Raw genomic sequence first — 12,185 nt, 5'->3', positions numbered from 1 at the left:
TTATGGTACAACAAGAATCAAGACTAAAAGTAGCAGATAACACTGGAGCAAAGGAAGTTTTAACGATCCGTGTTTTAGGAGGTACCAAAAGAAGGTATGCCTCTGTTGGTGACAAGATTGTAGTTTCTATCAAAGATACTGCTCCTAACGGAAGCGTTAAAAAGGGAGCTGTTTCAACTGCAGTTGTTGTACGTACCAAAAAAGAAGTGAGAAGAGCCGATGGTTCATACATTAGATTTGATGACAACGCATGCGTGTTATTGAATGCTGCTGGTGAAATGAGAGGAACTCGTGTTTTTGGTCCGGTAGCAAGAGAACTTCGTGAAAAACAATTCATGAAAATTGTATCATTAGCACCAGAAGTGCTTTAATTCGTTTTTAAGATGATAAAGCTAAAAATAAAATCAGGTGACATTGTAAGAGTAATTGCTGGAGACCATAAAGGTGCTGAAGGTAAAGTTTTACGTGTTTACCGTGAGAAAAACAAAGCGATTGTTGAAGGTGTAAACATGGTATCGAAACACACGAAACCTAGTGCAAAAAGCCCTCAAGGTGGTATCGTAAAGAAAGAAGCTTCTATACAAATATCTAATATTTCTTTAATTGATCCTAAAACTAAGGAAACAACTAGAGTAGGTATTAGAGTAGAAGGAGATAAGAAAGTAAGATTTTCAAAAAAATCTAATCAAGTACTATAGTAATGGCGTATATACCTAGACTAAAAGAAGAATATAAGAGCAGAGTAATTGCTGCTCTTAAAGAGGAATTCGGATACGTAAACGTAATGCAAGTTCCAAAATTGGAAAAAATCGTTTTAAGTAAAGGAGTTGGTGCAGCTGTATCTGATAAAAAACTAATTGACTATGCGGTTGATGAGTTGACAAAGATCACTGGACAGAAAGCAGTATCTACAATTTCAAAGAAAGACGTTGCGTCATTCAAATTGAGAAAAGGGATGCCGATTGGAGCAAAAGTTACTTTGCGTGGAGAAAGAATGTATGAGTTTTTAGATAGACTTATTACTTCAGCTTTGCCACGTGTGAGAGACTTCAGTGGTATTAAAGCTACTGGGTTTGATGGAAGAGGAAATTATAACCTTGGAGTTTTGGAACAAATCATTTTCCCAGAAATTGATATTGATAAAGTAAACAAAATTTCAGGAATGGATATCTCTTTTGTAACTAGTGCAAAAACGGATAAAGAAGCAAAGTCTCTATTGACAGAATTAGGATTACCTTTTAAAAAGAATTAAGACATGGCTAAAGAATCAATGAAAGCCCGCGAGGTTAAGAGAGAAAAAACAGTAGCTAAGTATGCTGAGAAAAGAAAAGCTTTGTTAGAAGCTGGAGATTTCGTAGGTTTGCAAAAGTTACCAAAAAATGCTTCGCCAGTTCGTTTGCACAATCGTTGTAAATTAACAGGTAGACCAAGAGGGTATATGCGTCAATTCGGTCTTTCACGTGTTACATTTCGTGAAATGGCAAATAACGGATTGATACCTGGTGTTAAAAAAGCATCCTGGTAAGACGTAATTTATTGCGTCCTGATACAGACTTAACTTACGTTTTGTCTGTATCATAAACATTTATAAATTGGTTTCAGGTTCGGCAAATAGTTTGTTGAAAACCAAAACCGCAAATTAATACACATGTATACAGATCCTATTGCAGATTACTTGACAAGAGTTCGTAACGCTGTGGCTGCAAACCACAAAGTTGTTGAAATTCCTGCCTCTAATCTAAAAAAAGAAATAACTAAGATCTTATTTGATCAAGGTTATATCTTGAGTTACAAATTTGAAGACAACGCTGTTCAGGGTTCAATCAAAATCGCTTTGAAGTATGATAAAGATACTAAAGAGTCAGTAATTAAAGATATCCAAAGAATTAGTAAACCAGGTTTACGTAAATATTCAAGTTCTTCAACTATTCCTAGAATCCTTAACGGATTAGGGATTGCTATTGTTTCTACATCAAAAGGTTTGATGACAGGAAAGAAAGCCAAACAGTTAAATGTTGGTGGTGAAGTAATTTGTTACGTATACTAATTTAAAGACGATATAAGATGTCAAGAATAGGTAAAAATCCGGTTGTAATCCCTGCTGGTGTAACTGTTGAAGTTGCAAATGGTATTATTACAGTGAAAGGAAAGAATGGTCAACTAACTCAGGAGTTTTCGGACGTTACTGTTACAGTTGAAGATGGTCAAGTTCAAGTAGACAGATCGTCTGATCATAAAGATCAAAGAGCAAAACACGGTTTATACCGATCTTTAATCAATAACATGATTATCGGTGTAACAGTAGGTTTTACTAAGTCATTAGAATTGGTAGGAGTTGGTTACAGAGCTTCAAATCAAGGACAAAAATTAGATTTAGCACTTGGTTATTCTCACAATATCGTTTTAGAAGTTGCTCCAGAAGTAACCTTGGAAACAATATCTGAAAAAGGTAAAAACCCTATCGTGAAATTAACATCATTTGACAAACAACTTTTAGGGCAAGTAGCTGCGAAAATCAGAGGTTTCCGTAAGCCTGAGCCGTATAAAGGAAAAGGTGTTAAATTTGTAGGGGAAGTATTAAGAAGAAAAGCAGGTAAATCAGCTTAAAAAATAAGATTATGTCATTAACAAAACCTGAAAGAAGACAACGAATTAGATTCAGAATTAGAAAAACAATTAGTGGTACTGCTACTAATCCAAGACTATCTGTATTTAGAAGTAACAAAGAAATTTACGCACAACTTATTGATGACGTAAACGGAGTTACTATATTGGCGGCTTCTTCAAGAGAAAAAGAAATAGGTAACGGTACGAACATTGAAGTTGCTACAGCAGTTGGAAAACTAGTTGCTGAGAAAGCTTTAAAAGCTGGGATAGACGTAGTAACTTTCGATAGAGGAGGTTATTTATATCACGGGCGTATTAAATCATTAGCGGAAGGCGCAAGAGCGGCTGGACTTAAATTCTAATATAGTATGTCTAATAGTAAATACAAGAATGTAGAGTTAGTAAAACCAAGTGGTCTTGAATTAAAAGATCGTTTGGTAAGTGTAAATCGTGTTACTAAGGTTACAAAGGGTGGTAGAGCTTTTGGTTTTTCTGCTATTGTAGTTGTAGGTGATGAAAATGGAGTGGTTGGACACGGATTAGGAAAATCTAAAGATGTTTCTGAAGCAATTGCGAAAGCAGTAGAAGATGCTAAGAAAAATTTAGTTAAAATTCCTTTGAATGGTCAGTCAGTTCCTCACGAACAAAAAGGTAAATTTGGTGGTGCACGTGTTTTCTTAATTCCTGCCTCACATGGTACAGGAGTTATTGCTGGTGGAGCGGTTCGTTCGGTTCTTGAATCAGTAGGAATTCATGATGTATTATCTAAATCGCAAGGATCTTCAAATCCTCACAACGTAGTAAAAGCGACTTTTGATGCTTTATTACAAATGAGAAGTGCTTATACTGTTGCAAAACAAAGAGGCGTTTCTTTAGAAAAAGTTTTTAAAGGTTAATTCAAGGAAATTATGGCTAAATTATTAGTAAAACAAGTTAGAAGCAAAATCAACTGTCCTCTTACTCAAAAGAGAGGATTAGAAGCTTTAGGTCTACGTAAAATGGGACAAGTTGTAGAGCATGATTCAAACCCTACAATCCTTGGGATGATAAATAAAGTTAAACACTTAGTTTCTGTTGAAGAAGCTAAATAACAAATACTGTTATGAATTTAAGTAACTTACAACCTGCTGAAGGTGCTACACACAATCAAAATAAAAGATTAGGTAGAGGAGAAGGTTCTGGAAAAGGTGGTACTTCTGCAAGAGGTCACAAAGGAGCAAAATCTCGTTCTGGTTATTCTAAAAAGATTGGTTTTGAAGGAGGTCAAATGCCACTTCAAAGACGTGTACCTAAGTTTGGTTTTACAAACATCAATCGTAAAGATTACGAAGGTGTAAATCTTGATACACTTCAACTTTTAGTTGATAATGGTGTTATTAAAGATACTGTTGATATGACAGTTTATGTTGCTAATCGTTTGGCTACTAAAAATGAAATCGTTAAGATTTTAGGTAGAGGTGAATTGACAGCAAAATTAAAAGTAACCGCTCACAAATTTACTGCTACTGCAAAAGCTGCTATTGAAGCTGCTGGTGGAGAAGCTGTAACAATGTAATTTTTCAATTAATATGAAGAAATTTATTGAATCAATAAGTAATGTCTGGAAAATCGAGGAACTGAAAAATAGAATCCTTATCACATTGGGTTTACTTTTAGTTTATCGTTTTGGGGCTCAAGTAACCCTTCCAGGTATTGATGCTACTCAGTTAGGTAATTTAGCTGGGCAAACTAAAGAAGGAATTGGTTCAATTCTTGACATGTTTACTGGAGGTGCATTTTCTCAAGCGTCAGTTTTCGCTTTAGGAATTATGCCTTATATTTCTGCTTCTATTGTGGTTCAGTTAATGGGAATAGCGATTCCTTATTTGCAAAAACTACAAAGTGATGGAGAAAGCGGTAGAAAAAAGATTAATCAAATTACGCGTTGGTTGACAATTGGGATTACTTTAGTTCAAGGTCCAACTTACATCTATAATTTATATAGAACATTACCTAGTAATGCATTTTTATTGGGATTCAATTCATTTGAATTCTTATTCTCTTCAGTTGTCATTTTAGTTACGGGTACAATTTTTGCCATGTGGTTAGGAGAAAAAATTACTGATAAAGGAATTGGAAATGGTATTTCTTTGTTAATTATGGTTGGAATTTTGGCTAGATTACCTCAAGCCTTTATTCAAGAATTTACAACAAGAGTTACCAATAATAATGGTGGACCGATGTTGTTAGTTATTGAAATCATCATTTGGTTGTTAGTTATTATTTGTTGTGTATTATTGGTAATGGCGATCAGAAAAATACCTGTTCAATATGCTCGTCGTACTACATCAGGTGATTTTGAACAAGACATGTTGGGTGGAAACAGACAATGGATACCTTTGAAGCTTAATGCTTCTGGGGTTATGCCAATAATTTTTGCGCAAGCAATTATGTTTATTCCGGCAGCCCTAGCGGGTTTGTCTAAATCAGATGCATCACAATCTATTGTTGGCGCTTTTAGTAACATGTTTGGGTTTTGGTATAATTTTGTATTTGCAACTTTAATAATTGTATTTACATTCTTTTACACAGCAATCACAGTACCTACTAACAAAATGTCCGATGATTTAAAGAGAAGTGGCGGTTTTATTCCAGGTATTAGACCGGGAGTTGAAACTTCTGATTATCTTGATAAAGTGATGTCTTTAATAACTTTTCCAGGATCTTTATTTCTTGCTTTGATAGCTGTGTTCCCAGCAATTGTTGTGAGTCTTATGGATGTTCAGCAATCTTGGGCGATGTTTTTTGGAGGTACTTCATTGATAATTATGGTTGGAGTTGCTATAGATACCATGCAGCAAATCAATTCATATTTGTTGAATAAGCATTATGATGGTTTAATGAAAAGTGGTAAAAATAGAAAAGCAGTAGCTTAACTTTATGGCAAAACAATCAGCAATAGAACAAGACGGAGCAATTATTGAAGCATTATCAAATGCCATGTTCCGTGTAGAGTTAGAAAATGGACATATTGTAATAGCACATATCTCTGGAAAAATGCGTATGCATTACATCAAATTATTACCTGGTGATAAAGTGAAACTAGAAATGAGCCCTTACGATTTGTCAAAAGCAAGAATTACTTATAGATATTAAAGGATATTCAAAATGAAAGTTAGAGCTTCAGTAAAAAAGAGAAGTCCCGAGTGCAAAATTGTACGAAGAAAAGGGAGATTGTACGTAATAAACAAAAAGAATCCTAGATTTAAACAAAGACAAGGATAATTATGGCAAGAATAGCAGGGGTAGATATCCCAAAAAATAAGAGAGGTGTTATAGCACTTACCTACATCTTCGGATTAGGAAGCAGTAGAGCTATTGAGATTTTAGAAAAAGCTCAAGTTAGCCAAGATAAAAAAGTTCAAGACTGGAATGATGACGAGATCGGAGCAATTCGTGAAGCGGTATCAACTTTCAAAATTGAAGGAGAATTACGTTCTGAAGTTTCTTTAAACATCAAACGTTTAATGGATATTGGATGTTATAGAGGTATCCGTCATAGAACTGGTCTTCCGTTAAGAGGACAAAGAACTAAAAACAACTCTAGAACAAGAAAAGGTAAGAGAAAAACTGTTGCCAACAAGAAAAAAGCAACTAAATAATAAGTAATATGGCTAAAGCAACTGCAAAAAAACGTAAAGTTATCGTTGAATCAACGGGAGAAGCTCATATTTCTGCTACTTTTAACAATATCATCATTTCTTTGACAAACAAAAAAGGTGAAGTTATTTCTTGGTCTTCAGCTGGTAAAATGGGTTTTAGAGGTTCTAAAAAGAATACTCCATACGCAGCCCAAATGGCAGCAGAAGATTGTAGTAAAGTAGCTCTTGAAGCTGGACTTAAAAAAGTAAAGGTTTATGTAAAAGGACCAGGAAACGGACGTGAGTCTGCTATCCGTTCGTTACATAACGGTGGAATTGAAGTGACTGAGATTATCGATGTTACTCCAATGCCTCACAATGGGTGTCGTCCTCCAAAAAGACGTAGAGTTTAATTATATATTTAAGTATAACTAGGTAGAATATACGATTATCGAAGGATATGACCTGAATTCATAATCTCTACCTTAAATTTAATTTTTAGAAATGGCAAGATATACTGGTCCAAAAACTAGAATTGCTCGTAAATTTGGCGAAGCAATCTTCGGAGATGATAAATCTTTCGAAAAAAGAAATTACCCACCTGGACAACACGGGATGGCTAAAAAAAGAGGTAAAAAATCTGAATATGCAATCCAGTTAATGGAAAAGCAGAAAGCTAAATATTCTTATGGAATTTTAGAAAAACAATTCAGAGGTTTATTCAAAAAAGCATCAGCTACTAAAGGTGTAACTGGTGAAGTTCTTTTACAATTGTGTGAGGCAAGATTAGATAACGTTGTTTTTAGAATGGGTATTGCTCCTTCTAGAAGAGGTGCTAGACAACTTGTTTCTCACAGACACGTAACCGTTAATGGTGATGTTGTAAATATTGCTTCTTACCACCTTAAACCTGGTGATAAAGTTGCTGTTCGTGAAAAATCTAAGTCATTAGAAGCTATCGAACGTTCTTTATCTAATTCAAGTCATGTTTATGAATGGATTACTTGGAATAATGATATCAAAGAAGGTACTTTCGTTTCTGTACCAGCAAGACTTCAGATCCCAGAAAACATCAAAGAACAATTAATCGTAGAGTTGTACAACAAATAATAATTGACTTAGTCGAAATTTATGGCAATATTTAATTTTCAGAAGCCCGATAAAGTTATCATGATCGATTCAACCGATTTTGAAGGTAAATTTGAATTTAGACCTTTAGAACCAGGATACGGATTGACCGTTGGTAATGCACTTAGAAGAGTTTTGCTTTCAGCATTAGAAGGTTATGCAATTACATCTGTTCGCATTGAAGGTGTAGATCATGAGTTTTCTACTATTTCAGGAGTTGTTGAAGATGTTACCGAAATTATCCTTAATCTTAAACAAGTACGTTTCAAACGTCAAATTGAAGATATAGATAATGAATCAGTTACTATTTCTGTTTCAGGTAAAGATCAATTGACAGCTGGTGATTTTCAAAAATTTATTTCAGGTTTCCAAGTTTTGAATCCAGAACTTGTGATCTGTAATTTAGACAGTAAGATCAAACTTAATTTCGATTTAACGATCGAAAAAGGTAGAGGATATGTTCCTGCTGAAGAGAACAAAAAACAGAATGCTGCAATTGGAACTATTTTTACAGACTCCATTTTTACTCCGGTAAAAAATGTAAAATATGCAATTGAAAACTTCCGTGTTGAGCAAAAAACAGATTATGAAAAATTAGTTTTTGAAATAAAAACAGATGGTTCTATTAATCCAAAAGATGCCCTTACTGAAGCTGCAAAAGTTTTAATTCACCATTTCATGTTGTTTTCTGACGAAAGAATTACACTCGAGGCTGACGAAATTGCACAAACGGAATCCTATGACGAAGAGTCATTGCATATGAGACAATTGCTTAAAACTAAGCTTGTTGATATGGATCTTTCTGTAAGAGCATTAAATTGTTTGAAAGCGGCTGAAGTTGATACACTTGGTGATTTAGTATCGTTCAATAAAAATGACCTAATGAAATTCCGTAATTTTGGTAAAAAATCTTTAACTGAACTTGATGAACTTGTTGCAGTTAAAAATTTAAACTTCGGTATGGATTTAGCAAAATACAAACTAGATAAAGAATAATCTAAGCCGCAAGGTTTAAATTTACATAGCAATGAGACACGGAAAAAAATTCAATCACTTAAGCAGACAGACAGCGCATAGAAAATCTATGTTAGCTAATATGGCTTGTTCTCTTATCGAGCACAAACGTATTAACACTACTGTTGCTAAAGCAAAAGCGCTTAAACAATTTGTTGAGCCTTTAATAACAAAATCAAAACAAGATACGACTCACAATCGTCGTATCGTTTTTGCTTACTTACGTAGTAAATATGCGGTAACTGACTTGTTCAGAGACGTAGCTGCTAAAGTAGGAGACCGTCCAGGTGGATACACGCGTATCATTAAAGTTGGAAATCGTTTAGGAGATAATGCTGATATGGCAATGATCGAATTGGTAGATTTCAATGAACTTTACAATGGTGGTAAAAAAGAAGTTAAAAAAGCAAAAAGCCGTCGTGGTGGGAAAGCTAAGAAGGACGAAGCTACTGAAGCTCCAGCTGCTGAAACTGAAACAACTACAGAGACTGCTGAATAGTTATGAAAATAATCATTCAATAAAAATTAAGGATAAGCTAGTACTAGTTTATCCTTTTTTTTTGATTTTTTTTGTAAGATAAAAATATGCTATATAAGTTTTGAATTCTCTTTACTGAGACATGGAGTATATTTACTTTTGGTAGTTCTATGGGATGAACTATTGGGTCAATAGATACTGGTTTACGGATTAGTTTTGGGTATATATAGGTAAACGTTTTTTTAAGTATGAATTTGAAGCTATGGTTATATGTTTTTCTTTAAAATATTGTATCCCTTGTTTTTTAAAATTAAATTTGCACAATATTTAATTACAGATGAAACTAGTTTTCTTGTTATAGAAGACTTTAAAAAAATAATAGAAATCAACTAATGAAATATACAACACGACAAAAAGCAATTCTTCTATTAAGTGACGGAACCATATTCCACGGTAAATCTATTGGTATCATTGGCACTACTTTTGGTGAAGTTTGTTTTAATACAGGAATGACAGGGTATCAAGAAATATTTACCGACCCTTCTTATTTTGGACAACTAATGGTTGCTACCAATGCGCACATTGGGAATTATGGAGTAAATGATTCAGAAGTTGAATCACAGAGTATTAAAATTGCGGGTTTAGTTTGTAAAAATTTTAGTTTTAATTATTCTCGTGAAGGAGCTTCGGGGAGTTTAGAAGACTATTTTATCAAACAAAACCTTATCTGTATATCGGATGTTGATACCCGTGCTTTAGTAAGTTATATTCGGGACAACGGGGCTATGAATGCAGTAATTTGTACCGATGAGACGCCAATTGAAGAATTGAAAATTGCATTGGCAAAAGTTCCTGACATGAAAGGCTTAGAATTAGCTTCTAAAGTTTCGACTACTGAACCTTACTTTTTTGGGGAAGCCAACGCAACTTATAAAATTGCAGCACTCGATTTAGGAATAAAAACGAATATTCTTCGCAATTTGGCTAAACGCGATTGCTACATCAAAGTGTTTCCTTTCGATTCCTCGTATCAAGATCTTGCCAGTTTTAATCCAGACGGCTATTTTTTATCTAATGGACCTGGTGATCCTGAGCCTCTTTCGGGGGCTATACAAGTAGCAAAAGAAATTCTTCAAGACAACAAACCTTTATTCGGGATCTGTCTTGGACATCAAGTAATTGGCCTGGCAAACGGAATTTCAACATATAAAATGTTTAATGGTCATAGAGGAATAAATCACCCCGTAAAAAACATCATTACAGGAAAAGGAGAAATTACTTCTCAAAATCATGGTTTTGCAGTCAATAAAGAAGAGTTGGATATTCATCCAGATTTTGAAATCACTCATTTACATCTTAATGATGGAACAGTTGCAGGAATGCGTATGATAAATAAAAATTGTTTCTCCGTTCAATACCATCCGGAGGCAAGTCCTGGTCCACATGACTCTTCTTATTTATTTGATCAGTTTATTGAAAATATAAAAGGGTAGGTATTGATATCATTTGATAGTACTTATTGTTTTAAAATATAAGGGTTTGACTTTTAATTAAGTCATCCCTTTTTTTTTGTTCTTATTTTAAGGAGAATGCAACAGTAATTTTTATTTTTTTTGGAGCGAGAAGCTGTTGTTGCAGTGATTGTCAACTGTGTTTGTTAATTAATTGTTTTATTTAAGAATTATTCAGTGGGTAAATACTATTGCTCATCAGGGGTATGATTTACAGTCTATATTTTCTTATTTTAAGTAAATACCGTAAAATACTAAATGGTGTAAAATAGTTTTTTCTAAAAGCCAAATATTTGGTTTGCAAAAAATTACAACGTTTTCGTTAATAACATTCATTATTTTCATAAAATCATTAAGAAAGATAGAATATATTTGTGTTTAAAAAATAAAAAATAAAAGTATGAGTATAATTATCAAAATTCACGCAAGACAAATTTTTGATTCAAGAGGAAATCCTACTGTAGAGGTAGATGTAGTTACAGATAATGGTGTTTTAGGGAGAGCTGCTGTACCATCAGGAGCGTCTACTGGAGAACATGAAGCTGTAGAACTACGTGATGGCGGTAAAGCGTTTCTTGGAAAAGGAGTTTTGAAAGCGGTACAAAATGTTAATACTCTTATTGCTGAAGAATTGTTAGGAACATCTGTTTTTGAACAAAATGTTATTGATCAGATGATGATCGATTTAGATGGTACGCCAAATAAATCAAAATTGGGTGCAAATGCAATTTTAGGTGTTTCTTTGGCTGTAGCTAAAGCAGCGGCTAATGAATTAGGTTTGCCTTTGTACAGATACGTAGGTGGTGTTTCTGCCAATACATTGCCAGTTCCAATGATGAATATCATCAATGGAGGTTCTCATTCTGACGCCCCTATTGCGTTTCAAGAATTTATGATTTTCCCAGTTAAAGCCACATCGTTTTCACATGCAATGCAAATGGGAACGGAAATTTTTCATAGTTTGAAAAAAGTGTTACACGATAGAGGTCTTTCAACTGCTGTTGGAGATGAAGGTGGGTTTGCACCAAATCTTCCTGGGGGAACAGAAGATGCTTTGGATACCATTAAAAAAGCGGTTGAAGCTGCAGGATATACTTTTGGAGATGAAATCATGATTGCTTTAGATTGTGCTGCTGCAGAATTTTATGTAAATGGAAAATACGATTATACTAAATTTGAAGGCGAAACAGGAAAGATTAGATCCTCTGAGGAGCAAGTAGATTATTTAGCAGAATTAGTAGCGAATTACCCGATCATTTCCATTGAAGATGGAATGGATGAAAATGACTGGGATGGCTGGAAGATGCTTACCGATAAAATTGGGGATAAAGTGCAATTGGTTGGAGATGATTTGTTTGTTACCAATGTGGAACGTTTAGCAACTGGTATCGAAAAAGGAATTGCTAATTCTATTCTTATAAAAGTAAACCAAATTGGAACTTTAACAGAAACTATTGCTGCAGTAAACATGGCTAAAAATGCAGGATATACATCCGTTATGTCACACCGTTCAGGAGAGACAGAAGATAATACTATTGCAGATTTAGCAGTAGCCTTGAATTGTGGTCAAATTAAAACGGGTTCAGCTTCTCGTTCTGATCGTATGGCAAAATACAATCAATTATTAAGAATTGAAGAAGAATTAGGAAATACAGCTTATTTCCCTGGGAAAAATGCATTCAAAATAAAATAGTATTTAAGGACTAGTTTAAAGCCATTCACTTCTAATGAATGGCTTTTTTTTTGTAATATTTAACATTATCATTGTGTTATTCTCTTTTTAATTAGTGTTTAATTCCCTAGATTTGATAAATTATTATTTTAAAA

20 protein-coding genes are annotated in these 12,185 nt (G+C 34.1%); all 20 read left to right on the top strand.

The annotated features are described in order from the left end of the window. The first annotated feature begins 2 nt into the window (after nucleotides 1-2). The 20 genes from rplN (at nucleotide 3) to eno (ending at nucleotide 12,051) form a co-directional block, all read left to right on the top strand. Nucleotides 3-371, top strand: coding sequence for a 50S ribosomal protein L14 (rplN, locus tag AC0608_RS01695; protein WP_026717863.1), 369 nt, complete (start codon nucleotides 3-5; stop codon nucleotides 369-371). A gap of 12 nt (nucleotides 372-383) precedes the next feature. Then, nucleotides 384-698, top strand: a complete 315-nt coding sequence (gene rplX, locus AC0608_RS01690) for a 50S ribosomal protein L24 (RefSeq protein ID WP_035668111.1) — start codon at nucleotides 384-386, stop codon at nucleotides 696-698. 2 nt (nucleotides 699-700) lie between these two features. Next, complete coding sequence (rplE, locus tag AC0608_RS01685; protein WP_091173704.1) at nucleotides 701-1,252, top strand: 50S ribosomal protein L5; 552 nt, start codon at nucleotides 701-703, stop codon at nucleotides 1,250-1,252. 3 nt (nucleotides 1,253-1,255) lie between these two features. Continuing rightward, on the top strand, nucleotides 1,256-1,525 hold the full coding sequence (gene rpsN / locus AC0608_RS01680; RefSeq protein WP_007136553.1) for a 30S ribosomal protein S14: 270 nt from the start codon (nucleotides 1,256-1,258) through the stop codon (nucleotides 1,523-1,525). A 123-nt stretch (nucleotides 1,526-1,648) separates the two neighbouring features. After that, a complete protein-coding gene (gene rpsH, locus AC0608_RS01675) occupies nucleotides 1,649-2,047 on the top strand; it encodes a 30S ribosomal protein S8 (RefSeq protein WP_066081018.1) in 399 nt (132 codons plus the stop codon). Between the two features lie 17 nt (nucleotides 2,048-2,064). After that, entirely contained in the window at nucleotides 2,065-2,607 is a 543-nt protein-coding gene (gene rplF, locus AC0608_RS01670) for a 50S ribosomal protein L6 (protein WP_417961095.1), read from the top strand. Between the two features lie 11 nt (nucleotides 2,608-2,618). Next, nucleotides 2,619-2,969 carry a 50S ribosomal protein L18 gene (gene rplR, locus AC0608_RS01665; protein ID WP_113636694.1) on the top strand — a complete coding sequence of 117 codons (351 nt, stop codon included), beginning with the start codon at nucleotides 2,619-2,621 and terminating at the stop codon, nucleotides 2,967-2,969. A 6-nt stretch (nucleotides 2,970-2,975) separates the two neighbouring features. Then, nucleotides 2,976-3,503, top strand: coding sequence for a 30S ribosomal protein S5 (rpsE, locus tag AC0608_RS01660; protein WP_035668102.1), 528 nt, complete (start codon nucleotides 2,976-2,978; stop codon nucleotides 3,501-3,503). A 12-nt stretch (nucleotides 3,504-3,515) separates the two neighbouring features. Next, nucleotides 3,516-3,698 (top strand): 50S ribosomal protein L30, encoded by a 183-nt coding sequence (gene rpmD / locus AC0608_RS01655; RefSeq protein ID WP_027310825.1) that lies wholly within the window; start codon nucleotides 3,516-3,518, stop codon nucleotides 3,696-3,698. A gap of 11 nt (nucleotides 3,699-3,709) precedes the next feature. Further along, on the top strand, nucleotides 3,710-4,162 hold the full coding sequence (gene rplO / locus AC0608_RS01650) for a 50S ribosomal protein L15 (RefSeq protein WP_126451843.1): 453 nt from the start codon (nucleotides 3,710-3,712) through the stop codon (nucleotides 4,160-4,162). A gap of 13 nt (nucleotides 4,163-4,175) precedes the next feature. Continuing rightward, the gene (gene secY, locus AC0608_RS01645) at nucleotides 4,176-5,522 is read left to right on the top strand and encodes a preprotein translocase subunit SecY (protein WP_099713440.1); all 1,347 of its coding nucleotides are present in this window, start codon (nucleotides 4,176-4,178) and stop codon (nucleotides 5,520-5,522) included. Nucleotides 5,523-5,526: 4 nt separating this feature from the next. Next, nucleotides 5,527-5,742 carry a translation initiation factor IF-1 gene (gene infA / locus AC0608_RS01640; RefSeq protein ID WP_011963449.1) on the top strand — a complete coding sequence of 72 codons (216 nt, stop codon included), beginning with the start codon at nucleotides 5,527-5,529 and terminating at the stop codon, nucleotides 5,740-5,742. Nucleotides 5,743-5,754: 12 nt separating this feature from the next. Beyond that, on the top strand, nucleotides 5,755-5,871 hold the full coding sequence (gene ykgO / locus AC0608_RS01635) for a type B 50S ribosomal protein L36 (protein ID WP_008992256.1): 117 nt from the start codon (nucleotides 5,755-5,757) through the stop codon (nucleotides 5,869-5,871). A 2-nt stretch (nucleotides 5,872-5,873) separates the two neighbouring features. Then, nucleotides 5,874-6,248, top strand: a complete 375-nt coding sequence (rpsM, locus tag AC0608_RS01630) for a 30S ribosomal protein S13 (RefSeq protein ID WP_417961092.1) — start codon at nucleotides 5,874-5,876, stop codon at nucleotides 6,246-6,248. A gap of 8 nt (nucleotides 6,249-6,256) precedes the next feature. After that, nucleotides 6,257-6,640 carry a 30S ribosomal protein S11 gene (gene rpsK, locus AC0608_RS01625; RefSeq protein ID WP_024981527.1) on the top strand — a complete coding sequence of 128 codons (384 nt, stop codon included), beginning with the start codon at nucleotides 6,257-6,259 and terminating at the stop codon, nucleotides 6,638-6,640. A 91-nt stretch (nucleotides 6,641-6,731) separates the two neighbouring features. Next, nucleotides 6,732-7,337: a 30S ribosomal protein S4 gene (gene rpsD, locus AC0608_RS01620; protein WP_091173719.1), complete on the top strand. Its 606-nt coding sequence runs from the start codon at nucleotides 6,732-6,734 to the stop codon at nucleotides 7,335-7,337. A 21-nt stretch (nucleotides 7,338-7,358) separates the two neighbouring features. Further along, nucleotides 7,359-8,351, top strand: coding sequence for a DNA-directed RNA polymerase subunit alpha (locus AC0608_RS01615; RefSeq protein ID WP_039110214.1), 993 nt, complete (start codon nucleotides 7,359-7,361; stop codon nucleotides 8,349-8,351). A gap of 31 nt (nucleotides 8,352-8,382) precedes the next feature. Then, nucleotides 8,383-8,868 carry a 50S ribosomal protein L17 gene (rplQ, locus tag AC0608_RS01610; RefSeq protein ID WP_073210393.1) on the top strand — a complete coding sequence of 162 codons (486 nt, stop codon included), beginning with the start codon at nucleotides 8,383-8,385 and terminating at the stop codon, nucleotides 8,866-8,868. A 371-nt stretch (nucleotides 8,869-9,239) separates the two neighbouring features. After that, on the top strand, nucleotides 9,240-10,340 hold the full coding sequence (carA, locus tag AC0608_RS01605) for a glutamine-hydrolyzing carbamoyl-phosphate synthase small subunit (protein ID WP_478287923.1): 1,101 nt from the start codon (nucleotides 9,240-9,242) through the stop codon (nucleotides 10,338-10,340). 418 nt (nucleotides 10,341-10,758) lie between these two features. Beyond that, nucleotides 10,759-12,051, top strand: coding sequence for a phosphopyruvate hydratase (gene eno / locus AC0608_RS01600; RefSeq protein WP_417961086.1), 1,293 nt, complete (start codon nucleotides 10,759-10,761; stop codon nucleotides 12,049-12,051). Nucleotides 12,052-12,185: the final 134 nt, after the last annotated feature.

The organism is Flavobacterium sp. GNP008 (assembly GCF_056428965.1).
Note: the sequence above shows the minus strand (reverse complement) of the source record. Positions and strands in the feature narration are given on the sequence as shown.